The sequence below is a fragment of the Klebsiella sp. 141161 genome, assembly GCF_050600815.1.
Lineage (GTDB): Bacteria > Pseudomonadota > Gammaproteobacteria > Enterobacterales > Enterobacteriaceae > Klebsiella > Klebsiella aerogenes.
In genome coordinates this window covers 167,427-191,869 of the sequence record NZ_JAQIRN010000005.1, presented here as the reverse complement: position 1 = coordinate 191,869, position 24,443 = coordinate 167,427, and the positions used below count along the sequence as shown (strand labels likewise).

Sequence of the window (24,443 nt, the reverse complement as noted above, 5' to 3'; positions counted from 1 at the left end):
CGCCCCGGTAAGCGCAGCGCCACCGGGGAGAGTTTCCGGATGTCGGCTAACGCCTCATCCGGATGACATCATTTATCAGGCCTGATTTTTCGCCTGCTGGTACAGGTTATTCCACATCCCTTGCACCAGAATCTGATCCGGCGGCGACAGTTCGCCTGCGCTGATGGCCTTTTCCAGGCTGCTGGCGACTTTGTCGTTAATCGCCTGTGCCGAGTGCTCCCCTTCCCCTTCCAGCTCAGCCACCGCCAGCGTCAGGTGGCCGCGCAGATAACCGCCAGCAAACAGTTCGTCATCACTGGCGTGGTCTACCATATCGTCAATTAACGCCAGAATGCGTGATTCAAACTCCGCGATCATCGTCTTTCCTCTTTCATTTGTAGAACGTGGCTTTAGTGCAGGTCTTCCGGCCACGGAAATTGTTCTGCCGTCAGCGGCGGCGTTTGATAATACTGTTGCAGCGCGCGAATAAAGCGTGCCGGACGCTCAGGGATCCCCTCTTGCAGATAGGTCATCACCTGAGCATGCACTCGCCGTTGAAAGGCGATGCGGTCAGGCTCAAAGTCGCCTTCGAGGTTGTCGCAGCTGACGTTAAACGGAAATCCCGCCGCCGTGCAGAACAACCAGTCAAAAGCCTGTGGCTTGACCTCGACGTCTTCGAACTTGCTTTGCGTCATCGCATCGCGGCCGTCCGGGCAGTACCAGTAACCAAAATCCACCTGCTCGCGCCGCGCCTTGCCGGCGATACACCAGTGGGATATTTCGTGCAGCGCGCTGGCGTAAAAGCCGTGAGCAAACACGATCCGGTTGTATGGCACTTCGCTATCTGCAGGAAGATAGATCGGTTCGTCGTCGCCTTTAATCAGACGGGTATTAAAATCATCGGCGAAGCAGCCGTCGAAGATCTCGACCAACTGCTGATAATGGTGTTGCTGTTGCATTAGTGAATTCCCAACCACTGCAAAATCTCAGCCCCGTGGCTGTCGTAAAGAAGTTTAGCGCTCATCACCGCGGAGACGATGACGATCATCGGCCGAATCAGCGACTGTCCTTTACTCAGCACCAGCCGCGAACCGGCGCGAGCGCCGATAAACTGTCCGGCCATCATCACAAAACCGGTGGCCCAAATCACTTTGCCGCCAATAATAAACAGCAGCAGGCCGCCAACATTAGAGGTGGCGTTTAGCAGTTTGGCGTGAGCGGTTGATTTCGCGAGATTAAACCCGGCGAGCGTCACAAAGGCCAGCGCATAAAACGAACCGGCGCCGGGGCCAAAAAAACCGTCGTAGAAACCCACGCTGCCGCCAGCGACCAGCGCGAACGGCAAGCCATACAGGCGACGCTGACGATCGGACTCCCCGAGCTTAGGCATCAGCAAAAAGTACAGCCCGATGCCAATCACCAGCAGCGGCAGGATTTGCTTCAAAATATCGGACTGCACGTGCTGCACCAGCAGCGCGCCCGCCGTCGAGCCGATAAAAGTCATCAGAATATTGAGTTTCTGATCGGCGAGATTCACTACCTTACGACGGATAAAATAGAGCGTCGCGGAAATGGAACCGCCGCAGGCCTGTAACTTGTTGGTCGCCAACGCCTGAGCGGGCGGCATACCCGCCGCCATCAGCGCCGGGACGGTTAACAACCCGCCGCCGCCGGCTAAGGAATCAATAAATCCGGCAAGAATCGCGACAAAAAAGAGCGCCACCAGCACCATTGGCGAAACCATAAACAGCTCGGCAAAACTATCCATTAGAGAAGATGCTCATCCAGTAGCGCCTGGCAGGAAGGCGGCAGCGGAGGCGGCGTCTTCTTCACAGGTGGGGTTGACCCAGGTTTAGGCGGTTCAAACCAGCTTTGCAGCTCGGCTCCGCAGCCATCGCCAGCCGGCGGCGGCGCTTGATCTTCGCACTCGAGGCTGCCCGCCGGGCAGCGCAGGCGCACGTGCATATGGGCGCGATGCTGGAACCACGGGCGGACTTTGCGTAGCCATTGGCGATCGTTACCGGCATCGAGGCACAATTGCTGTTTGATAGCCGGATTGACGAAAATACGCGTCACATCGTTATCTTCCGCAGCCATTTTAATCAGGTTGCTGATTTGCGGGCTCCACAGTGAGGGTACCACCCGCTTGCCATCGCGGGCGACTAAGTCCAGCGCCTGTGGTTTCAGCAGTTGCGCGGAGGTCCAGCGGGTCTGCGGCAGTTGCAGGAAAATATCAACATCCAGGCCCGACTGATGGCTGGCGTGGCCGCCGTTAAAGCGCCCGCCGGCAGGCATGCCCATATCGCCAATCAGCACCGTCCCCATACCTTTATTGTGCGCCTGCAAACTCAGTCGCTGAATAAACTGCACGAGATCCGGGTGGCCGAAGTAGCGACGCTGATCGGTACGCATCACCTGGTAATCAGGGGAGTTTAGCGGTAGCGGCTGGGCGCCGACGATGCAGCCATTGGCAAACGCGCCAATAGACTGGGCGCTGCCGCTAATCGGCTGGGATATTTTCTGCCACGGCGTCGCCGCCAGGCTGGCGGTGCTGGCCAAAAGCGCCAGCAGTGCGATAACGGTATTTTTCATCGGTTACCAGCGTGGAATTGATGTCGTCACGTCGCCATTCTGCGCGCGTTGACGCATAAAATGATCCATTAACACGATAGCCAGCATGGCCTCGGCGATAGGAACCGCGCGAATGCCGACGCACGGATCGTGACGCCCTTTGGTGATCATCTCGACTTCTTCGCCGAAGCGGTTAATCGTATGACCGGGAACGGTAATACTGGAGGTCGGCTTCAGCGCGATGTTAGCAACGATTTGCTGGCCGCTGCTGATACCGCCAAGAATGCCGCCGGCGTGGTTACTCTGGAAGCCGGCTTTGGTGATTTCGTCGCGGTTTTCGCTGCCGCGCAGTTTAACCACCTCAAAACCATCGCCGATTTCTACCCCTTTCACCGCGTTGATGCTCATCAGCGCGTGGGCGATATCGGCATCCAGGCGGTCGAATACCGGCTCGCCGAGACCCGGCGGTACGCCGTCAGCCACGACCGTCACCTTCGCGCCGATAGAGTCGCCCTCTTTTTTCAGGCCGCGCATCAGTTCATCCAGCGCGTCGATTTTATCCGGATCCGGGCAGAAGAATGGGTTCTGCTCAACCAGATCCCAGTCTTTGATAGCCAGCGGAATATCGCCCATCTGCGTCAGGCAGCCGCGGATCACAATACCGAATTTGGCCGCGAGGAATTTTTTGGCAATCGCCCCGGCCGCCACGCGCATCGCGGTTTCACGCGCAGACGAACGCCCGCCGCCGCGATAGTCGCGCAGGCCATATTTCTGCTCGTAGGTGTAATCCGCATGTCCCGGACGGAACACATCTTTGATAGCGCCGTAGTCCTGGGAACGCTGATCGGTGTTCTCAATCAGCAGGCCAATGCTGGTGCCGGTGGTCACGCCTTCGAAGACGCCGGAGAGGATTTTCACCTGGTCCGGTTCGCGGCGCTGGGTGGTGTAGCGCGATGTCCCAGGGCGACGGCGATCCAGGTCGTGCTGCAGGTCGGCTTCGGTCAGCGGTATGCCTGGCGGCACCCCGTCGACGATGCAGCCCAGCGCCAGGCCGTGCGATTCGCCGAAGGTGGTGACGCGAAAAAGTTGTCCAATTGTATTTCCTGCCATCACGGCTCCGTTCTTTTCGTTATGTTTGCGTGTTGTTTTTTTAGTCTTTATAAATGCCGAAATGCGCGCGTGCGTCAATGAGCTGCTGTTTAGTCAGCATAAAGACGCCATCACCGCCGTTATCAAACTCAAGCCAGGTGAACGGCACGTCCGGGTACTGCTCCATCAGATGTACCATGCTGTTACCGACTTCACAAATCAGAATACCGTCATCGTTGAGGTAATCCGGCGCGCAGCCAAGAATACGGCGCGTCAGCTTCAGGCCATCGCTACCGGAAGCCAGACCCAGAACCGGCTCGTGCTCATATTCATCGGGCAGATCGGCCATATCTTCTTCATCAACGTACGGCGGGTTGGTCACGATCAGATCGTACTGCAGCTTTGGCAGATCGCGGAACAGATCGGAGCGGATCGGCGTAACCTGGTTAATCAGGCCATGTTCTTCAACGTTATGTTCCGCAACGGCCAGCGCGTCCGGGGAGATATCGACAGCGTCGACTTCGGCTTCCGGGAAGGCATAGGCGCAGGCGATGGCAATGCAGGCGCTCCCGGTACACATATCGAGAATATGCTGCGGTTTATGGTTTATCAGCCCGGCGAACTGGTTATTGATCAGTTCGCCAATCGGCGAGCGCGGTACCAGCACGCGCTCATCGACATAGAATTCATGTCCGCAGAACCACGCTTTGTTGGTCAGGTAAGCGACGGGAATACGTTCGTTGACGCGGCGAATCACGCGCTCGACGATACGATGTTTTTCGCTGGAAGTCAGGCGCGCGGTGCGCATATCTTCCGGTATATCTAACGGCAGGTACAGCGAGGGTAATACCAGCTGTACGGCCTCATCCCACGGGTTATCGGTACCATGACCGTACCAGATGTTGGCGGCGCTAAAACGACTTACCGCCCAACGCAGCATGTCCTGAATGGTCTGCAACTCATTGACCGCTTCATCAACAAAAATTTTATCCACGCAATCCTCCAGGGCACGCTCTGCTATAAATTCGGCGGCTAGTTTGCCACGACGGCGGCGATAAATCAGCATTCTTGCGCAGCCGGAGTGGGGAAAAATAGGTTTTCCTTGCCTGAAGCGCGGGCGAGTCGGGTAAACTAGCGAAAAGAAATAGTGAGATTGGGCAATGAAAAAGAAAACACCGCTAAGCGCGGAGGATCAGGCGCTGTTCCGCCAGCTAATGACCGGCACCCGGCAAATTAAACAGGACACTATCGTACACCGCCCGCAGCGCAAGAAGCTCAGCGAGGTTCCGCCTAAGCGATTGCTGCAGGAACAGGTGGATAACAGCCACTATTTTTCCGACGAATTTCAGCCGTTGCTCAATACGGAAGGCGCGATGAAGTACGTGCGCGCGGATGTCAGCCATTTTGAGCTGAAAAAGCTGCGCCGCGGCGACTATTCGCCGGAGCTGTTTCTCGATCTGCACGGTTTAACCCAGCAGCAGGCGAAACAAGAATTAGGCGCGCTGATTGCCGCCTGCCGCCGCGAACATATCTTCTGCGCCTGCGTGATGCACGGACACGGCAAACATATCCTCAAGCAGCAAACGCCGCTGTGGCTGGCGCAACATCCGCATATTATGGCGTTCCATCAGGCACCAAAAGAGTACGGCGGCGATGCCGCGCTATTAGTACTGATTGAAGTTGAAGAGTGGTTGCCGCCGGAGCTTCCGTAAGCGGAAGCTCCGAGGGGGGAAAGCCTTAGATGGCTTTCGCCATTCTCAAATTGCAGGGGCTCATCTGCCAGGTGAATTCGCCCTTGCCGTCGGCGTCGAGGGTGACGCAGGCAATCGCTGAAGTAGTAAACATCGGGGGCGTTTCCCCCGGGCACAGCTCTGAGACGAGGTACCCCACCAGCGGCAGGTGTGAAACGACCAGCGCCGTTTTCACGCCTTCATTCGCCAGCGCCTGAAGATAAGCGCTAACCATCCCAACATCGCCGCATGGCGTGAGTTCCGGCATCACGTCGACATCTTTCGGCAGGTTCATGCACTCCCCTACTATGTCCAGAGTTTGCTCTGCACGCAGGTAAGGGCTGACAAGCACCCGCTCAATATCCACTTTTTGACCTTTCAGCCAGGTTGCCATCTGACGAGATTCGTCACAACCGCAAACGGTTAAGGGACGAACGGAGTCACTGGCTGCATCGAGGGCAGCGTCGCCGTGACGCATGATAAAAACTTGCATATTGCACCGCTTTTGTTAACCAGAATCACCGCAACTCGCTCTGCGTAAACAATACGCAGGCGACCCGGTGGCCGGGCATTGTGCCTGATCCATCCAACGAATGAAACGCTGTTTTTTACCTCAATGGCGTAAGTATAGTCAATATTTGTTTACAAAACCGCCAATCAACAGCGCCAGCCAACGTTGGATTTACCTTCTTTTGACCATAACTTAGGTCGTCCGTTCACTAGTGGGCCAAAAGGTCGCCCCCTGCTCGGCCATGCGCAATAAGGTGTCGCACGGAGAAAAACGAGGGCCGTACTGTGCGGCCAGACGCTGCAAGATTGCGGCGACTTCACCCGCGCCGAGGCTATCCATATAGCGGAACGGGCCGCCGAGAAACGGCGGAAAACCTATACCAAAAACGGCGCCAATATCGCCATCACGCGCGCTGCGCACGATCTGTTCATCAAAACAGCGCGCCGCCTCGTTGAGCATCATCATCACGCAGCGTTCAGCGACCTGCTGAGCAGACAAACGCGCCTGCGGACTTGCTACTGCCAATAATGGGTAAATAGCCGGGTCAGCCCGTTTTTTGCTTTTACGCCTTTTTGTCTCATAAAGATAGAAACCGCGATTATTTTTTCTCCCTTTGCGATCGTCCTTCAAAATCGCGTCAATGATGTTTGCAGGCGGGCTAAAACGTTCACCAAAAGCGCTCTCCAGTACCGGGATAATCTTAGTGCCGGTATCAATGCCGACTTCATCCAGCAACTGAATAGGTCCAACCGGGAAACCAAATTTTACCAATGCATTATCAATATGTTCGACCGGCTCACCTTCCAGCAGCAGGCGCATGGCTTCATTGATATAGGGCGCCAGAATACGGTTAACATAAAAACCGGCACGGTCGGCAACCACGATCGGCGTTTTCCCCTGCAACTTCGCCAGCTTCACCACCGTGGCGATGGTTTGCTCATCGGTCGTTGCGTGCGGGATAACCTCAACCAGCGGCATTTTTTCGACCGGGCTGAAAAAGTGCAGACCAATTACCTTCTCTGGCCGGGCGGCCTGAGCCGCGATCTCGCCGATCGGTAGCGATGAGGTATTGGAGGCAAAGATCGTCTGCGGCCCGCAGCATTGTTCGATCTCGCCCACCATCTGCTGCTTGAGCGCCAGATCCTCAAACACCGCTTCGATGACCACATCGCGATGGGCAAAGCCATGATAATCCGTAGCGCCGGAAATCAGCGCCAGCTGACGATCGCGTTCACTGGCGCGCAGATAGCGGCGACGCACCTGCTTATCCAGCAGATCCCAGCTGTACTTAAGCGCATGATTGATGCCTTTCGCCTGAATGTCTTTTATGCGTACCGGCAGCCCGCCTTTACAGGCGGTGACGTAAGCAATACCGCCCCCCATTAAACCGCCGCCTAGCACACCGATGCTATTCAGCGCAGCGGGGTCAGCCTCGGCGCCACGATCCTTTTTCAGATCGGTACTGGCAAAGAAAATAGAACGTAACGCTTGCGATTGCGGCGTCATCGCCAGTTCGCCAAACGCTCGCGCCTCTTCGGCGTAACCGCTGCTGCAGCCGTGCGCCAGCCCGTTTTCTATCACCTGTAAAATACGTTCTGCCGCCGGGTAATTATCCTGCGTTTTTTGCCGGGTCTTTTTCGCCACCATGCGGAACAGCAGCTGACGCCCCAGAGGCCCGGCAAGTACCCGTTCGCGCACCGGTACAGTTCGGCTCGCCGGCCGGCCCTGTAGCGCCAGCTCAACCGCGGTCCGCAGCAATATCGATTGCGGGACAACATCGTCCACCAGCCCGGCTTTCAACGCCTGACGCGGACGCAATTGTTTACCGGTGAGGATCATTTCGAGTGCCGTACTGACGCCAATCAGCCGCGGCAGGCGTTGAGTGCCGCCGGAGCCCGGTAGCAACCCCAGCTGTACTTCCGGCAATCCCAAACGCGTTTTATCATCATCGCTACAGACTCGCCCATGACAGGCCAGCGCCAGCTCCAGGCCGCCGCCAAGGCAGGCGCCGTGAATGGCGGCAATCACCGGGATAGAAAGCGCGTTGATCTCGGCCATGATCTGCTGGCCCTGGCGCGCCAGCGCTTCGGCTTCTGCGGCGCTGGTACAACGAGCAATCATGTTGATATCGGCGCCGGCGATAAAGTTGTCGGGTTTAGCGGAGATAAATACGGCGCCGCGCAGCGCTTTGTTCTCACGGAGCTGACGGATAATCGTCCGCACCTCGCCGCCGAACTCGGCTTTCAGGGTATTCATCTTTTCGCCGGGCGCGTCGATGGTGATAACGGCGATGTTATCCGGACGAATTTCAAGCGTAAAAGCTGTTGCCGCTTCCATTATTCGACCTCCAGAACCATAGCGGAACCTAAACCACCCGCCGCGCAGGCGGTAACCAGACCAAATCCGCCGCCGCGGCGCCGGAGTTCATGCAACGTCTGGGTAATCATGCGCGCGCCGGTCGCCGCAAAGGGGTGTCCGTAGGCGATAGAGCCGCCCAGCACGTTGAACTTGCTGGCATCGACTTCCCCGGTTGCCTGTGAACGGCCTAGCACTTCCCGGGCGAAACGATTGCTGGCTAAACATTGTAGATTCGCCAGCGTCTGCGCGGCGAAAGCTTCATGCATATCAATTAGCGTAAGGTCTGCAAGGGTAATTCCCGCCCTATCCAACGCCAGCGGAGTCGCCCATGCAGGGCCCAGCAGCATATCCTGCCAGACATCAATAGCGGTGAAAGCATAGCTACGCAGATAGCCCAGCGGCGTTAACCCCAGCTCTTTGGCCCGGGATTCGGTCATCATGATCACCGCGGCGGCGCCGTCGGTAAGCGGCGTACTGTTTGCTGCCGTCACGCTGCCGTGTTTACGATCGAACGCCGGACGTAACTTCTGGTAATCCGCCAGGGTTGAATTTTTACGAATATTGTTGTCCTGTTCCAGCGGCTCGCGATAAGGCGGCACATAGGCCGTCATCACCTCGGCGGCCAGTTTTCCCTCTTCCCAGGCGCGGGCGGCAAGCTGATGCGAACGCAGCGCCAGCGCGTCCTGATCTTCACGGCTGATGCCCCAGGTTTTCGCCATCTGTTCAGCGGTGTCGCCCATCCGCAGACCGGTTGAATATTCCGCAACCGCAGGCGGCACCGGTAAAAGATCGCGCAAACGCAGGCGGGAAAAGAGTTTTAGCCGCTGACCAAGCGTGCGCGCTTTATTGGCATCCACCAGGGTGCGGGCCAGTTTTTTACTCACGCCGATGGGGAGAACGGAGGAGGAATCAGCGCCGCCGGCAATGCCCGCGCGGATAGTGCCGGCCATCAGGCTTTCGGCAATATTGGCTACCGCCTGGAAACTGGTGGCGCAAGCGCGGCTGACGCTATAGGCGTCGGTATGCACATTCATTCCGGTGCCAAGGACAATTTCTCGAGCAATATTCGGCGCTTCCGGCATCTGCACGACCTGGCCAAAAACCAGCTGTTCAATCACTTCCGGGGGAACTTCACTGCGCGCCAGCATTTCGCCGACGACCATTTTTCCCAGATCAACGGCCGGAACGCCGTGATACGCCGTCGCTTGACGGGCAAATGGGGTACGTAAACCGCTGACAATGGCAATGCGATCGCCCTGACGGGTGATAAGCGGTAATGCCTGACTCATAACTCTCCCCTGTTAACCGATAAAACCAAGTGGTCTGACCTGATAACTAGTCTTAACTAATTTTTTACATTAAGCCAATCGGGGAAGAGAAAAAGTGGGAGCCAAAACACATTGAATAGAAAAGATAACGCCTCTGGAAAGAGGCGTTACGAGAGAGGATTAACGTAAACCCAGCTGGAAGATCAGCGATTCCGCTTCACAGCTAAAAACAAAATCGATATTCAGCTGCACGCCGCCGTTAACGTCGGTGAACGTCGAGTTAATTTTGCACGGTTCAGACTCCACATTGCGGGCTTTTTCGCTCAGCGCGGCGAGCGTCGCTTCCGCTTCAGCGCGGTTAGCAAACACGCGGCTGTAGGAGGCGGTGCAGTCGGTGTTGTCCACAATGGTGCCAACATCCATACAGCAGCAAACCGGGGTTTCATCAGCGCTACATTTACTCATCGTAGATTTCCTCTGTATATGCACCTTCGGTGCCAGACAAATAATGTGCGTATTTTACGCCCGCCCTCGTTCGCCCTCCAGTTGTTAATGGCAGGAAAACGTTTAAGTGACAGAAATCACACTTAAAAATGATCCAAAACAAAAATGCCCCAAATTGGATATGACGCACCGGGGCAATTTTGCCAGCTGGATCGCGTTTCTGTTATCACAATTGAAAAATCTTATAAACAAACTTGCAACAACTCATCTGGTCAGACCTATACTCAGGCCACTGGTCTGATTTCTCTGTCGTAAAGCAGACCCTACACTTCGCGCTTCTGTTACGGCATGTAACATAGTTTAAATAAAAATAACTCAATGAGGTTATGGGCATGAGCCAGAAAACCCGCTTTACCCAATCTGCCCTTGCAGTGGCTGTAGCACTTGTTTCAACCCAAGCCTGGTCCGCAGGATTCCAGTTAAATGAATTCTCTGCATCCGGCCTTGGTCGTGCCTATTCCGGTGAAGGGGCAATCGCTGACGATGCGGGCAACGCCAGCCGTAACCCCGCGTTAATCATGATGTTTGACCGCCCGATGATGTCGGCAGGCGCCGTCTTCGTCGACCCGGACGTTAATGTTTCTGGTACCTCGCCGACCGGTAAAAGTCTGAATGCAGACAATATTGCCCCAACGGCATGGGTACCAAACTTCCACTTTGTTTCGCCAATTAACGATCAGTTTGGTTGGGGCGCATCTATTACCTCTAACTATGGTCTCGCGACTGAATTCGCTGATGACTATGCTGCCGGCAGTATGGGTGGTAAAACCGATCTCACCACCGTTAACCTCAATTTAAGCGGCGCCTATCGCCTGAACAGCAACTGGAGCTTTGGTTTAGGGTTTGATGCGGTGTATGCGAAAGCGAAAATCGAACGCTACGCCGGTGATTTAGGACAGATCGTTGCCGGTTCCGGCAAGCTGCCGCCAGCGCTGGCTGGCCGGGTCTCGCAGATCCCTGCCGACACTCAGATTGCGCATTTGAACGGCAACGAATGGGGCTTCGGCTGGAACGCCGGTATCCTGTATGAGCTGGACAAAAACAACCGCTACGGTTTCACCTACCGCTCTGAAGTTAAAATCGACTTTGACGGCAACTATAAGAGCGATCTGCCGTCCGCGTATAACCAGATCCTCGGCAACTTCGGTCTACCGGCCGGTACCGATGGCCGTACCACTAACGGTGCGCTGACCCTCAATCTGCCGGAGATGTGGGAGCTGTCGGGTTATAACCGCGTCGCGCCGCAGTGGGCGGTTCACTATAGCCTGACCTACACCAGCTGGAGCCAGTTCCAGGAGCTGAAGGCCACCGGCAGCAATGGCCAGACGCTGTTCTATAAAGATGAAGGCTTTAAAGATGCTTACCGCATCGCGCTGGGTACCACCTATTATTATGACGATAACTGGACCTTCCGTACCGGTATCGCCTTCGATGATAGCCCGATCCCGGCTGGCACCCGCTCCATCTCTATCCCGGATCAGGATCGCCTGTGGCTGAGCGCCGGTACCACCTACGCGTTCAATAAAGATGCTTCAGTGGATGTTGGTGTCTCTTACATGCACGGTCAGCACGTAGAAATTAAAGAAGGTCCTTACACCTTCCGTTCTGAAGGTACTGCCTGGCTGTACGGCGCGAACTTCAACTACCGCTTCTGATAAGCAAACGATATAAAAAAGGGTGAACATCATGTTCACCCTTTTTCTTTTCTGACCCGCGTGGATTACTGCGAATCGATATCTTTCAGCTCATCCTGAATCGCCTGCGCGTTCGGGTTATCTGCCGGTGTCAGCTTACCGCCGTTGGCGATAAAGTCGTGCCGCTGGAAATAGGCTTCACGCATCAGGATGTACGGATCGGAAGACTGGCGCAGCAGGCCGTCGGAATCCAGCAGCTGAGCGCGGGTTTCAATCCCTTCTACCGCCCATTTACCGATGGACATCGGCCAGGTCAGCCAGGAGAGTACCGGATACAGACCATCGGCCATGTCGCCGCCCTCATCACGCAGGGTGAAACTGCCGTAGAACGGTAACTGTACGTACGGGCCGTAGCCCACGCCGTAGTGGCCCAGCGTGCTACCGAAACGATGCGGTTCAACGCGCTGCAGCTGCGGGTTCGCCATACCGGCCACGTCGATCAAGCCGCCCATCCCAAGAATGGTGTTAAGGAAGAAGCGAGTGAAATGCACCATGCCTTTATAGGGATCGCCCTGCAGGAAGGAGTTGACCATTACCGCCGGTTCTTCAAGGTTGCTGGTGAAGTTGCTTAAACCATTACGCGCCGGTTGCGGCACATAATCACGCCAGGCGACGGCAACGGGGCGCAGTACATAAGGATCAACGACATTAAAGTTGAAGTTGAACATGGTACGGTTAAACCCTTCAAGCGGATCTGAACGCCCCTGCGACCGATCGTCAGTGCTGGAACTGGCGCATCCCACCAGCAATGTGGCGCCAAGCGCAAGCGCCGACAGGCGATAATTCATAGGTTTCTCCCTGTTAATTCTGGCTATCGCTGGAGGCATCCGGGACGGCGCCCCCATTAGCATTTTATCGTTGGGTAGCTGCTTTCAGCATAGCCTTCTTTGGCATCAATGTAGCTTCCCGATTCTATACATATTTTGCAATATTCGTATTGCTATTCTTGCCATTGCGCTGAATTTAGGAGCATATCCTGTGCCGCCGCGCTGATTTCTCTCTACGCTTAGTAACAAATACAAAGGGAGAGCAGCCATGACCCGACAAAATACCGCCACCGGCACACATGATAGCGATGAACGAGAAGTTGAAAGCGAAGAGAAGCAACATGGCGAGAAAATAGAAGTGGATGAAGAGCGTCTGCCTTCGCAGGCAATGGCTACACATGAGGTGATTCGCCAGGAGGGTGAAAAGGAGCTCGAGCGCGATGCTATGGCGCTACTGTGGTCAGCGATTGCCGCCGGCTTATCGATAAGCGCCTCGCTGGTCGCCAAAGGAATTTTTCACGTTCACCTCAGCGCCCTGCCCGGTGGTTATCTGCTGGAGAATTTGGGATACACCTTTGGCTTTATTATCGTCATTCTCGCCCGCCAGCAGCTGTTTACGGAGAATACCGTCACCGCCGTACTGCCGATTATGCATAAACCCAGCGCCGGTAATATTGCGCTATTGCTGCGCCTGTGGGGCGTGGTGTTATTAGGTAATTTACTGGGTGGGGCTATCGCCGCCTGGGCGTTTAATATCATGTCGATTTTCGATGACGCCACTCGTGAGGCGTTTAACAGCATCAGCCAGAAAGTAATGGAAAACACGCCAACCGAAATGTTTGCCAACGCGATTATTTCCGGCTGGCTGGTGGCGACAATGGTCTGGATGTTCCCGGCAGCCGGCTCGGCGAAAGTCATCGTCATCATCCTGATGACCTGGCTGATTGCGCTGGCGGATACCACGCATATCGTCGTCGGCAGTGTGGAAATTTTCTATCTGATTTTCAGCGGCGCCCTGCCCTGGCAGGAGTTCTTCTGGCCGTTCGCGCTGCCGACGCTCGCCGGCAACATTTGCGGCGGCACCTTTATCTTCGCCCTGCTAAGCCACGCCCAGATTCGCAACGACATGACCCAGGAACAGAAAGCCAAAGCGAAGGCCGAAGCAGATAAAAAGGGCTAAACGGCTGCAAATTAAGCAATTAATCGCAATGCGCTTAACGGGCGGCGGAAAAAACGCTATAATCCCGCCGCCTTGTCCCCTTAGTTAAATGGATATAACGAGCCCCTCCTAAGGGCTAGTTGCAGGTTCGATTCCTGCAGGGGACAATCCTAACGATTACCCCTCTGCCAGTTCCCCCCTCAAAACCCACGTCACATAAGACTTAACGCCAAATTCCACGCATACGCATTTCTACGGAACAGCATCTTAAACACACGTAAAAGTGTCCCTGATTGTTACCCTTTACCTGTTAAAACTTCAGGAGGGACACTTATGCCCTTAACCATCTTAGAGATAAAAAACCGCGTTACCACGGAAGAAGGAATACATCATTTATTCCCCGTTTTTTATGCCACACACCTTCGCCAACAAGAAAAGAATAATGATTGAGATGAGATAAAATTAAGCAACACCACTGCAAAAATAAGAAATCACTTAAATATATTCATCAATATGAAATTGATGAATCACCCTATGCTAATGGCGCTGAATGTGCATAATCAGGCAACCGGGAGAGGAATCTGCGCTGTTTCGCGCAAAACTCCCGATACCTGAGTCGTGCCAACGGGCGTAAGCCTTTGTTATCAGTTTTAGCAGGCGGTATACATGAAACAAATCACCATCAGTGATATGCAGCAGCAGAGCGCAGCAGCAGCCGCGGCTCCCCGTCTACGGGCGCATCGGAATTTTCATCCGGAATTAAGCGATCCGGTACAGCGTCTGGCCATTGCCATGGAGCCGGGAACCTACATTCGCCCACACCGTCATCCTCATACTTTTGAGCTGCTGCTGCCGTTAAGCGGCCGTTTTGTGGTGCTGAACTTCGATGAACAAGGGACCGTGACCCAGCGTGTAGTATTAGGCGAAGAGTGCACGGCGCTGGAAATGGCGGCCGGCACCTGGCATGCGGTATTGTCGCTCGATTGCGGCGGTATCATCTTTGAAGTCAAGCACGGAGGCTATCAGCCGGTAGCCGAACAAGATTCCGCGCCATGGGCGCCAGCCGAAGGCGCGCCGGGTACCGAGGAATTAATGGCGTGGTATGCCACGGCCCAGGTGGGGGATGGCGGTTTTACTCTTCAGAAGAGTGCTCGCTAATTTGAGCCTGCGATGATTATTATAAAAAGGCGCTGCGGCGTCTTTTTTTATCGATACAATCATTAACATCTAACGCATTCAGTTTTAGAGTAATTTATTATGGTTTACATTGTCTTTATCGTTAATTAAGCATTACTCTATTTGTTATTTATAAAATAGTGATTATAATCATCCGCAGAGGGTATTTTAACCACCACCCTTCGTCGTATAAATGTTCCAAACCGTGAACATACATTTCCCTGATGAATAGTTTCTGATGAAAATGATTGCGCAGCCAAATAACAACGCTCGCGTTATGTTAATCAGAAACGCAGACCATTAAAAACATTTATATTAAATTAATGCCATGAATAAGATAGAAAGAAACATTTGGAAGTTGAACAATCTCCCACCGCTGGAGTATTGCTCTATCGCTCGTGCCCAAAAACTCCTGCAGTGCGAACTGGAAGATTTACTTCACTGGCACGATATCGGCGCTATCAGCCTGTGCCTGAAACTGAAAAAGAATCGCGGCACGCTCAATAGCGCCCTGACCCGGAATCAGGGGGTTGGCGACTCGTCATACGGCTACGGCGGTTTTGATGATATTACCAAAGCCAATAAGCCCTGGTCTCAGCACTCTAAAATAAACAATATCATCACCCTGAATGAAAATGTGTCGGTCATTGATGCCGATCACGACAGCGCCATTGCCAAAATTAAGCTCAACGTTTCCGTTTCTGGTTTATGGCACACTCACTCAAGAAATTTAATGGATGTGTTGGAGAATCCGGATAACATTCAGCAAGAAGAAACGCTTAGCATTATCTCCCCGGCTAAAAACGTCATCTACTGCAATTTCATTCCTGATAATGATGATAAGCCAACGATTGAGCTCAGCAAGCTGTACATTACCAGCAAAGAAATTGAAAAAATTTACGAGCACACCATCAGCAGTCGTCCGCTTGAGTATTCTGAAGCTGCGATGAATTCATATAATGAAAAAACCATTAATGAGCCATCAACGCCGCCACAGAATAAACTGCTGCTCGAATTCATTAATTATATCATTCAATCGAATCCCGCCTTTAACCGCGACCTACTTAACGCGACAGAAAGTAGTAAACAGCTCGCCTTTAAATCCATTATGGAAAAATTAAAAAAAGAAGGCATCGTCACCAACGAAAATCATTCGATGGCTTCACTCTCTGAACTGATTCTTAATTCATAACATTCATTTTTTGTGCGGATTATTCACGCGAATAATCCGCCATTATGGATAGTGTCGATACTGGCTCACTCTGCTTTCCCCCCAAAAGCAAAACAGAAAAAGTACGATAAAAAACAAAAAATCTCCCCCTACCGCATTCGCTATCGTCTATTGTTTATCATGCTCGATTCACATCGACTTCATCATCCCGTGCCAACTATGAGCCCATGCTGAAACTATCCCGATATCCCATAGCCATTCTCGGTTCGCTTGCTTTGTATTGTGGTGCCACCCGCGCTGAGGTCGACCTCGGCTCGATCGACATTTTTTCCGCCGATAACCCGAATAGCCCGGTACCCAAAGGTTGGGTTCTCGGCGGCGCCGCGATTAGCGGTACCGCGCGCTACCAAAAGCAGGACAATGAAACCCACTTTATTCCCGGAGGATTGTATTTTGGCGACCAGTTAATGTATCTGGGCGATCGCGCCCGCTACTATTTTCACCTTGATGACAATATCGCGCTTTATGGCTACGGGCGCTGGCGTTTCGGTAATTTAGATCCCAGCGACGATGCGGCATTCAAGGGAATGGACGAGCGTAAAGGCGAGCTGGAGGGCGGTATTGGCGCTACCTGGATCACGCCATACGCGCTGATAAGCGCGCGCATCAGTTCCGATATCAGCGGCCGCAGCAACGGCCAGGAGCTGCTGTTATGGGCCGATTTCCCGATCGTTAAAGACAATCTGCTGGTGATGCCCGGTATGGGGCTGATGGTGCGTAGTCATAACATGGCGAACTACTATTTTGGCGGCGTCTCTGCGGGCGAGGCAACGCCCGAGCGCCCGCAGTGGGATACCGGCACGACGGTATCGCCAATGGTCGCCATCATAACCAGCTACCGCTTTAGCCCGCATTGGGTCGGTATGGTGGCGGCAAACTACGAACGCTATGATGACGATATCGCCGATAGTCCCATTGTCCAGCACAGCGGCGAGCTGTATGGCATCCTCGGCGTCGGATATACCTGGTAGAACACCCGGGTATTTCTCAACCCATAAGTTAATCTGATTAACTCAATTATAAATAAGTCTTTTAGCTTATGGCATCAGCTCGCTACCCTGTAGCAGAATTCAATCTCCAGCCTGCCGCCGATTGAGTTCTTCTACCCGACCTCTACAGGAGCCGCTCATGTCTACTCATGCTAACCATCTTCAGCGCGCCATTACGCTTGCTGCCAAAAATGTTGAAAACGGTGGCCGCCCATTCGGCGCCGTCGTTGTGCGCAACGGTGAAGTCATTGCCGAAGCGGTGAATACCTTGCACCAGAGCGGCGATCCTACCGCGCACGCTGAACTCAATGCCATCCGCGACGTTTCCTTACGTCTGGGCAATCAGGTATTGCGCGAATGCGTGGTTTACGCCAGCGGACAACCCTGTCCGATGTGTCTGAGCGCGATGTATTTAACCGGCGTGCGCGAAGTCTATTTTGCCAACAGCAATGAGGATGGCGAGCGCTTCAATCTCTCTACCGCCGCTATCTATCAGCAATTGCAGCAGCCGTTAGACAGCCAATCACTCCCCATTCACCATTGCCCGCAACCCGAAGGGTTGGCCCTGTATCAGCGCTGGGCGAGTAAAGCGTAATGAGCCAGACGCAACGCAATATGCTGACGTTATTTGTGCTGGTGCTGATCGGCATTAATATGCGCCCGCTACTGACCTCGATAGGTCCATTGCTGCCGCAACTGCAGCGAGCAACCGGCATGAGCTTTACCCTGGTTTCACTGTTGACCGCGCTTCCGGTCGTCGCGATGGGCGTGCTGGCGCTCGCTGGTGGATGGATTAATCGCCACGTTAGTGAAAACCGCAGTATCGCGTTAAGTCTGCTGGCGATAGGCATTGGCGCAATCCTGCGCGAGCTGGCGCCGCAAAGCGGCCTGCTGCTTAGCAGCGCGCTGCTCGGCGGGATTGGCATCGGCGTGATTCAGGCGATTATACCCAGCGTCATTAAACGTCTTTTTCATCGCCGCACGCCGCAGGTGATGGGATTGTGGTCGGCGGCGCTGATGGGCGGGGGCGGGCTTGGCGCCGCGATCACTCCCTGGCTTGCGCAGCATAGCGCGCTCTGGCACCACGCGCTGGCGTGGTGGGCGCTACCGGCTCTGGCCGCGGTCATTGGCTGGTTGCCGCTCTGCAAAATGCTGCCCGCCGCGCCGGTGGCCGCATCGGCGCAAACCGCGCCGTCGGTCTTTCGTCACCACCGGGCCTGGACGCTTGGCCTTTATTTCGGGCTGATCAATGGCGGCTACGCCAGCCTGATTGCCTGGTTACCACCCTATTATATGCAGCTTGGCCACAGCGCTCAGTTTAGCGGCACGCTTCTGGCGTTGATGACCGTCGGCCAGACCGCCGGCGCGCTGGTACTACCGATGCTCGCTCGCCATGAAGATCGCCGTAAGCTGCTGATGCTGGCGCTTGCGCTACAACTGTTCGGGTTCTGCGGTTTCATCTGGTGGCCACAACAATTGCCGCTGTTGTGGGCCGTGAGCTGCGGCGTAGGACTGGGCGGCGCCTTCCCGCTATGTCTGGTGCTGGCGCTGGACCATTCGCCGCAGCCTGCCGTCGCCGGTAGACTGGTGGCGTTTATGCAGGGCATCGGTTTTATTATCGCCGGGTTATCGCCGTGGCTTTCAGGGCTGCTACGCAGCCTGAGCGGAAACTACCAGCTAGACTGGGAATTCCATGCCATCTGCGTTTTCCTCTTAATGGCGCTTACCTTGCGTTTTGTTCCCGCACGTTATCCGCATCAATGGCGCGCGCCGACGGCCGCCCGCTAACCTCATCGTTTAGGGTGCAGAAAGTGATTTCTGCCCCTCTTCGCCAATAGAAAAAATCCCAAAATCAAATAACTACAGAATGTCAGGGTATTACTTAAAATCTTCGTCGCCGTAATTGAATTTATTACCGAATGAAATTAATGTGTCGCCTATTCACGACAGTCGTAAGTAACTAAAAATTAATAAAAAAATGGATCTTGTTTCCACCATTTTTTAAGCGTACATTAGCGCCATCTGGAGCAGTTGACGCACAGAATTTCGGGCTGCCGCAGTCGCCAGAATAGTCTGGTTTTATCTGCGACAATCCTGCGAGGGTTAAAGTTAAATTCATTTAGGCGTTTCGCCAAAATGCGGAGTGACATGTCGTGAAATACTTTTTGATGGGAATTTCTTTTATGGTCATCGTTTGGGCCGGTACCTTCGCCCTGATGATTTAACCTGGTATGCAGTAAAGAGATGGGAGCCAGACGGCTCCCATTTTTTATTCGTGATGTTCAGCTACCGTTTTACTGGCTGCCGGTAGCAGTCCATCGGCGCGGAACATGGATTTGATGCCGCGAATAGCCTGCCGGATACGATCGCGATTTTCGATCAATGCGAAACGCACATGAGTATCGCCATAGTCGCCAAAGCCGATTCCCGGCGAGACGCACACTTTGGCCTCCTGCAGTAGCTTTTTGGCGAACTCCAACGAACCCATCGCCGCATATTGCTGCGGAATTTTGGCCCACACGTACATTGACGCTTTCGGGCATTCAACCATCCAGCCGGCTTCATGCAGCCCTTTCACCAGCACATCACGGCGACGTTTATATTGTTCCGCAATATCACGCACGCACTGCTGATCGCCTTCCAGCGCGGCAATCGCCGCCACCTGCAACGGCGTAAAGGTACCGTAGTCATGGTAACTTTTAATGCGGGCCAGCGCGTTAACCAGCGTTTTATTCCCCACCATAAAGCCGATACGCCAGCCAGCCATGTTGTAGCTTTTTGACAGGGTGAAGAATTCGACTGCCACATCGCGCGCCCCGGGCACCTGCATAATCGACGGCGCTTTCCAGCCATCGTAGACGATATCGGCGTAGGCCAGATCGTGCACCACCAGCACATCATAGCGTTTCGCCAGCGCCACCACCTTCTCGAAGAAATCGAGCTCGACGCACTGCGCGGTTGGGTTAGACGGGAAGCCCAGAATCATCATTTTTGGCTTCGGATAACTCTCGCGGATCGCGCGTTCCAGTTCATTGAAGAAATCCACGCCTTCCACTAGCGGGACGGAACGGACCTGCGCCCCGGCGATAACCGCGCCGTAAATATGAATCGGATAGCTGGGGTTTGGCACCAGCACCGTATCACCGTGATCGAGCGTCGCCAGCATCAAATGCGCCAGCCCCTCTTTCGAACCAATCGTCACGATGGCTTCTGATTCCGGGTCGATATCCACGTCATAGCGCTCCTGGTACCAGCGCGAAATCGCGCGGCGCAGACGAGGAATACCGCGAGAAGTAGAGTAACCGTGGGTATCCGGACGCTGGGCGACGGTACACAGTTTTTCAACAATATGCGGTGGCGTGGCGCCATCCGGGTTGCCCATACTGAAATCGATAATATCTTCGCCGCGCCGACGCGCAGCCATTTTCAGTTCGGCAGTGATGTTAAAAACATACGGAGGGAGACGATCGATACGCGTAAAACGGCGTTCAGGACTGAATTCAGCCATAGATTCCTCAGATTAACGTTAGCGCCCGGACCGTCCGAGCGACGCGGCCACCGATGTGGCTCGCTTAGAAAATAACCTGAAAAAAAACACGCTGTCGAGAGGGTTGATAAAAAATAATCGCCCACGCATAAAACGGGTCATCCCGCATCGGTATGCGGCAGAACGTTTTCCCAATACGAGCGCCGCTTAAATAAACAATCAACATATTGATATCATTTATAATACTCAAATGTATCATCGTTACTCATCAACGCCCTGATAGCTGGAGTGAGCGACTTATCCCCTTTAATTTTTATGCTTGTTCCTCATTTATCTCTGCTGCTAGCCTTCTGGCGTGAGGTTTTCTATCATATTGCTTTCCCGCGAATCCTGGGCGCATCCATGCACGATATATTTAATATGCTGCTGGCGGTTTTTGACCGCGCGGCATTAATGCTCATTTGCCTCTTTTTTCTTATCCGCTTACGCCTGTTCCGCGAACTGCTGCATAAATCGGCACATACGCCTCGCGAGTTGCTGGCGGTCACCGCCATTTTCTCCATGTTTGCGCTATTTAGCACCTGGTCCGGCGTTCCGGTAGAAGGTTCGCTGGTTAACGTACGGATTATCGCGGTGATGTCCGGTGGGATCCTGTTTGGGCCGTGGGTCGGCGCGATTGTTGGCGTGATTGCCGGCGTACACCGCTATCTCATTGATATTGACGGCGTGACTGCCATCCCCTGCTTTATCACCAGTATTGTCGCCGGGTTACTTTCCGGGCTTATCAACCGCAAAATCCCGAAAGCGCAGCGCTGGAAGGTGGGGATTCTGGCCGGGATGCTGTGCGAAACGCTAACCATGATCCTCGTAGTGCTGTGGGCGCCGACGCTGGCGTTGGGGATCGATATTGTCTCCAAAATCGGTATTCCGATGATCCTTGGCAGCATCTGCATCGGTTTTATTGTTCTGCTGGTCCAAAGCGTGGAAGGCGAGAAAGAAGCCAGCGCGGCGCGCCAGGCAAAACTGGCGTTGGATATCGCCAACAAAACGCTGCCGCTGTTCCGCCACGTCAACAGCGAATCGCTGCGCCAGGTTTGCGATATCATTCGCCGGGACATCAATGCCGACGCGGTCGCGATTACAACCACTGACCGGGTGCTGGCCTACGTTGGCTACGGGGAAAATAACTATAACGATCGCAACAACGATATCAGCCCAACCACCCGCAAAGCCATTGAAAGCGACACCATCATCATTAAAAACAACGATGAAGCCTACAGAACACCGGAGATCCACTCCATGCTGGTGATTCCGCTACGCGAGAAAGGCGTAGTGACCGGCACGCTGAAAATTTACTACTGCCACGCGCATCGTATAACCTCCTCGCTGCAGGAGATGGCGATCGGCCTGTCGCAAATTATCTCCACCCAGCTTGAGGTCTCGCGGGCCGAACAGCTGCGTGAAATGGCCAATAAAGCGGAACTACGCGCCCTGCAAAGTAAAATTAATCCCCATTTTCTGTTTAATGCGCTTAACGCCATCTCCTCTTCCATCCGCATGAATCCGGATACCGCGCGACAGTTGATTTTCAATTTATCGCGCTATTTACGCTATAACATTGAGTTAAAAGATGACGAGCAGATCGACATCAAGCGCGAGCTGTACCAAATTAAGGATTATATCGCGATCGAGCAGGCCCGCTTCGGCGACAAGCTGACGGTGATTTATGATATTGACGAAGAGGTCAGCTGCGTCATCCCCAGCCTGCTGATTCAGCCTCTGGTAGAAAACGCCATTGTCCACGGCATTCAACCCTGTCGGGGCAAGGGCGTGGTGACCATCGCCATCAACGAATGCGGAAACCGGGTGCGCATTAGCGTACGGGATACCGGTAACGGCATTGACCCGGCGGTGGTGGCCCGCGTCGAAGCCGACGAGATGCCGGGAAATAAAATTGGCCTGCTGAATGTTCATCATCGGGTGAAACTGCTCTACGGCGAAGGGCTGCATATCCGCCGCTTGACGCCGGGAACGGAGATTGCGTTCTACGTCCCCAACCAGCACGCCCCGGCGACTGAACCGGTATCGCTGTTGCCATGAGCGGAGAAAACATGAAAGTCATTATTGTTGAGGATGAGTTCCCGGCGCAGCAGGAACTCACCTGGTTGATTAATACTCACAGCCAGATGGAGATCGTCGGCACCTTTGACGACGGTCTCGACGTGCTGAAATTCCTGCAGCACAATAAAGTCGATGCCATCTTTCTCGACATCAATATTCCCTCTCTGGACGGCGTACTGCTGGCGCAAAATATTAGCCAGTTCGCGCATAAGCCGTTTATCGTTTTTATCACCGCGTGGAAAGAACATGCGGTGGAAGCCTTTGAACTGGAAGCGTTTGACTACATCCTTAAGCCTTATCAGGAATCGCGGATTATTAACATGCTGCAGAAGCTGTCCAGCGCCTGGCAGCAACAGCAGCAGGTGGCGGTAAGCGGAACGCCCGTGCACAATCCAACCCGCGAAAACGACACCATTAATCTGATTAAAGACGAGCGGATCATCGTCACCAGCATTCACGATATTTATTACGCGGAAGCGCATGAAAAAATGACCTTCGTTTATACGCGCCGTGAATCATTCGTCATGCCGATGAACATCACTGAATTCTGCAGCAAGCTGCCGGCTGCGCACTTCTTTCGCTGCCACCGCTCGTACTGCGTCAATCTGAATAAAATTCGCGAAATAGAGCCATGGTTCAACAACACCTACGTCCTACGGCTACGCGACCTTGAATTTCAGGTACCGGTTAGCCGCAGTAAGGTGAAAGAGTTTCGCCAGTTGATGAATCTGTAATGAGATGGGCGACGGCAGACACCGCCGCCCGGCTGAGAGTGGTTTAGAGGATATGCCCCAGCGTCTGGCGCAGATGCGCGCCGGAGCCCAGTAGGCCTGGGTTATCATGGACGATGAGATAAACCGGAATATCCTGCACGTAGGCTTTAAAGCGCCCTTTATCTTCAAACCCGCCGCGGAAACCCGATGCCTTAAAGAACTCAAGGAAACGCGGGACAATACCGCCTGCGATGTACACGCCGCCGAATGTGCCGAGGGTCAGCGCCAGGTTACCGCCAAAGCGCCCCATAATGACGCAGAATAGCGACAGCGCGCGGCGACAATCAATGCAGGTATCCGCCAGCGCGCGCTCGGTAACGTCCTTCGGCTGTAGGTTTTCCGGCAAACGGCCATCGGATTTAACAATCGCCCGATACAGATTAACCAACCCAGGGCCGGACAAAACGCGTTCGGCGGACACGTGGCCCAACTCGCTGCGTAGCTCTTCGAGAATAATGCCCTCTTCTTCACTGTTCGGCGCGAAATCAACGTGGCCGCCCTCGCCCGGCAGGCTCACCCAGCGTTTATCAACGTGTACCAGGTGCGCTACGCCAAGACCGGTGCCTGCGCCGTAGACTGCGATCGGTTTACCTTCCGCCGGTTGCGCGCCGCCGAACTGGATCAGATGCTCGGCTTTGAGCATCGGGATCGCCATCGACACCGCGGTAAAATCATTAATGATTTCCAGATGCGCGAATCCGAGGTTCTTTTTCATCTCGGCAATAGAAAAAGCCCAGGTATGGTTGGTCATCGCCACCCAGTCGCCGGTGATGGGGCAAGCAATGGCGATGCAACCATCATCAACCTTCACGGCTTGTTCGTCGAGATAGACGCGTACAACGGCCTCAAGGCTTGGGTAATCGAGCCCGGAATAAGTTTTAGCGCGGGAAATCTCCCCGCTTGCGATATCACATAACGCCAGACGGGCGTTAGTTCCACCGACGTCTCCTACTAAAGCAAATTTTGTCATTCCGTTACGGCTCCGCTAAAGTCAAAATAATTCTTTTCGCACACTGTAAATTCATGGCGACATAAC

General features: G+C 54.1%; 24 protein-coding genes and 1 tRNA gene. 12 read left to right on the top strand and 13 right to left on the bottom strand.

Annotated elements, in window-relative coordinates; translation table 11 throughout:
* Window positions 1-75: 75 nt before the first annotated feature.
* From PGR79_RS15060 to prmB, 6 genes are read right to left on the bottom strand one after another with little or no spacing between them, the layout of a single operon-like run.
* Entirely contained in the window at window positions 76-357 is a 282-nt protein-coding gene (locus tag PGR79_RS15060; protein ID WP_045391507.1) for a YfcL family protein, read from the bottom strand.
* A 32-nt stretch (window positions 358-389) separates the two neighbouring features.
* Window positions 390-938, bottom strand: coding sequence for an elongation factor P hydroxylase (locus PGR79_RS15055; RefSeq protein ID WP_063422045.1), 549 nt, complete (start codon window positions 936-938; stop codon window positions 390-392).
* Entirely contained in the window at window positions 938-1,747 is an 810-nt protein-coding gene (locus PGR79_RS15050) for a sulfite exporter TauE/SafE family protein (RefSeq protein WP_087860092.1), read from the bottom strand. Before PGR79_RS15050 ends, PGR79_RS15055 begins: the two co-directional genes overlap by 1 nt.
* Window positions 1,747-2,571 carry a penicillin-insensitive murein endopeptidase gene (gene mepA / locus PGR79_RS15045; protein WP_015706180.1) on the bottom strand — a complete coding sequence of 275 codons (825 nt, stop codon included), beginning with the start codon at window positions 2,569-2,571 and terminating at the stop codon, window positions 1,747-1,749. Before mepA ends, PGR79_RS15050 begins: the two co-directional genes overlap by 1 nt.
* Window positions 2,572-2,574: 3 nt before the next feature.
* Window positions 2,575-3,660: a chorismate synthase gene (gene aroC / locus PGR79_RS15040; protein ID WP_213794333.1), complete on the bottom strand. Its 1,086-nt coding sequence runs from the start codon at window positions 3,658-3,660 to the stop codon at window positions 2,575-2,577.
* Window positions 3,661-3,700: 40 nt separating this feature from the next.
* On the bottom strand, window positions 3,701-4,633 hold the full coding sequence (gene prmB / locus PGR79_RS15035) for a 50S ribosomal protein L3 N(5)-glutamine methyltransferase (RefSeq protein WP_026612250.1): 933 nt from the start codon (window positions 4,631-4,633) through the stop codon (window positions 3,701-3,703).
* Between the two features lie 166 nt (window positions 4,634-4,799).
* Between prmB and smrB the strand changes: the two genes are divergently transcribed.
* Window positions 4,800-5,351, top strand: a complete 552-nt coding sequence (gene smrB, locus PGR79_RS15030) for an endonuclease SmrB (RefSeq protein ID WP_101705203.1) — start codon at window positions 4,800-4,802, stop codon at window positions 5,349-5,351.
* A 25-nt stretch (window positions 5,352-5,376) separates the two neighbouring features.
* Here smrB and sixA read toward each other — a convergent pair whose 3' ends face one another.
* The 4 genes from sixA to PGR79_RS15010 form a co-directional block, all read right to left on the bottom strand.
* Entirely contained in the window at window positions 5,377-5,862 is a 486-nt protein-coding gene (gene sixA / locus PGR79_RS15025; protein ID WP_045391518.1) for a phosphohistidine phosphatase SixA, read from the bottom strand.
* A gap of 210 nt (window positions 5,863-6,072) precedes the next feature.
* Window positions 6,073-8,217, bottom strand: a complete 2,145-nt coding sequence (gene fadJ, locus PGR79_RS15020; protein WP_113374309.1) for a fatty acid oxidation complex subunit alpha FadJ — start codon at window positions 8,215-8,217, stop codon at window positions 6,073-6,075.
* A complete protein-coding gene (gene fadI, locus PGR79_RS15015; protein ID WP_213794331.1) occupies window positions 8,217-9,527 on the bottom strand; it encodes an acetyl-CoA C-acyltransferase FadI in 1,311 nt (436 codons plus the stop codon). The genes fadJ and fadI overlap by 1 nt, the downstream gene beginning before the upstream one ends.
* A 159-nt stretch (window positions 9,528-9,686) precedes the next feature.
* Window positions 9,687-9,971, bottom strand: coding sequence for a YfcZ/YiiS family protein (locus PGR79_RS15010; protein ID WP_113374307.1), 285 nt, complete (start codon window positions 9,969-9,971; stop codon window positions 9,687-9,689).
* 371 nt (window positions 9,972-10,342) lie between these two features.
* Between PGR79_RS15010 and fadL the strand changes: the two genes are divergently transcribed.
* Entirely contained in the window at window positions 10,343-11,665 is a 1,323-nt protein-coding gene (gene fadL, locus PGR79_RS15005) for a long-chain fatty acid transporter FadL (protein WP_045376989.1), read from the top strand.
* Between the two features lie 65 nt (window positions 11,666-11,730).
* On the opposite strand, the gene mlaA is transcribed toward fadL, so the two are convergent.
* Window positions 11,731-12,492 carry a phospholipid-binding lipoprotein MlaA gene (gene mlaA, locus PGR79_RS15000; protein WP_045376992.1) on the bottom strand — a complete coding sequence of 254 codons (762 nt, stop codon included), beginning with the start codon at window positions 12,490-12,492 and terminating at the stop codon, window positions 11,731-11,733.
* Between the two features lie 247 nt (window positions 12,493-12,739).
* Between mlaA and PGR79_RS14995 the strand changes: the two genes are divergently transcribed.
* The 8 genes from PGR79_RS14995 (at window position 12,740) to ypdK (ending at window position 19,251) form a co-directional block, all read left to right on the top strand.
* Window positions 12,740-13,651 (top strand): formate/nitrite transporter family protein, encoded by a 912-nt coding sequence (locus tag PGR79_RS14995; RefSeq protein WP_113374306.1) that lies wholly within the window; start codon window positions 12,740-12,742, stop codon window positions 13,649-13,651.
* Window positions 13,652-13,725: 74 nt separating this feature from the next.
* Window positions 13,726-13,797 (top strand) — tRNA-Arg (locus tag PGR79_RS14990).
* A gap of 499 nt (window positions 13,798-14,296) precedes the next feature.
* The gene (locus PGR79_RS14985) at window positions 14,297-14,788 is read left to right on the top strand and encodes a WbuC family cupin fold metalloprotein (protein ID WP_213794328.1); all 492 of its coding nucleotides are present in this window, start codon (window positions 14,297-14,299) and stop codon (window positions 14,786-14,788) included.
* A 346-nt stretch (window positions 14,789-15,134) separates the two neighbouring features.
* The gene (locus PGR79_RS14980; protein WP_183269103.1) at window positions 15,135-15,998 is read left to right on the top strand and encodes a hypothetical protein; all 864 of its coding nucleotides are present in this window, start codon (window positions 15,135-15,137) and stop codon (window positions 15,996-15,998) included.
* A gap of 206 nt (window positions 15,999-16,204) precedes the next feature.
* Window positions 16,205-17,008 carry a MipA/OmpV family protein gene (locus tag PGR79_RS14975; protein ID WP_228302520.1) on the top strand — a complete coding sequence of 268 codons (804 nt, stop codon included), beginning with the start codon at window positions 16,205-16,207 and terminating at the stop codon, window positions 17,006-17,008.
* A gap of 157 nt (window positions 17,009-17,165) precedes the next feature.
* Entirely contained in the window at window positions 17,166-17,621 is a 456-nt protein-coding gene (locus PGR79_RS14970; RefSeq protein WP_113374455.1) for a nucleoside deaminase, read from the top strand.
* On the top strand, window positions 17,621-18,814 hold the full coding sequence (locus PGR79_RS14965) for a cyanate transporter (RefSeq protein WP_113374456.1): 1,194 nt from the start codon (window positions 17,621-17,623) through the stop codon (window positions 18,812-18,814). Before PGR79_RS14970 ends, PGR79_RS14965 begins: the two co-directional genes overlap by 1 nt.
* Window positions 18,815-19,179: 365 nt before the next feature.
* Window positions 19,180-19,251, top strand: a complete 72-nt coding sequence (gene ypdK / locus PGR79_RS14960) for a membrane protein YpdK (RefSeq protein WP_077777854.1) — start codon at window positions 19,180-19,182, stop codon at window positions 19,249-19,251.
* Window positions 19,252-19,295: 44 nt separating this feature from the next.
* Here the strand turns inward: ypdK and alaC are convergent, their stop codons facing one another.
* Window positions 19,296-20,534, bottom strand: a complete 1,239-nt coding sequence (gene alaC, locus PGR79_RS14955; RefSeq protein WP_087860080.1) for an alanine transaminase — start codon at window positions 20,532-20,534, stop codon at window positions 19,296-19,298.
* Window positions 20,535-20,915: 381 nt separating this feature from the next.
* Here alaC and PGR79_RS14950 point away from each other — a divergent pair, with 381 nt between their 5' ends.
* Together PGR79_RS14950 and PGR79_RS14945 are read left to right on the top strand one after the other, a co-directional pair.
* Window positions 20,916-22,613 (top strand): sensor histidine kinase, encoded by a 1,698-nt coding sequence (locus PGR79_RS14950; protein WP_045391561.1) that lies wholly within the window; start codon window positions 20,916-20,918, stop codon window positions 22,611-22,613.
* A gap of 11 nt (window positions 22,614-22,624) precedes the next feature.
* Entirely contained in the window at window positions 22,625-23,368 is a 744-nt protein-coding gene (locus tag PGR79_RS14945) for a LytR/AlgR family response regulator transcription factor (RefSeq protein ID WP_087860079.1), read from the top strand.
* A 43-nt stretch (window positions 23,369-23,411) separates the two neighbouring features.
* Here PGR79_RS14945 and glk read toward each other — a convergent pair whose 3' ends face one another.
* The gene (glk, locus tag PGR79_RS14940; protein ID WP_113374457.1) at window positions 23,412-24,377 is read right to left on the bottom strand and encodes a glucokinase; all 966 of its coding nucleotides are present in this window, start codon (window positions 24,375-24,377) and stop codon (window positions 23,412-23,414) included.
* Window positions 24,378-24,443: the final 66 nt, after the last annotated feature.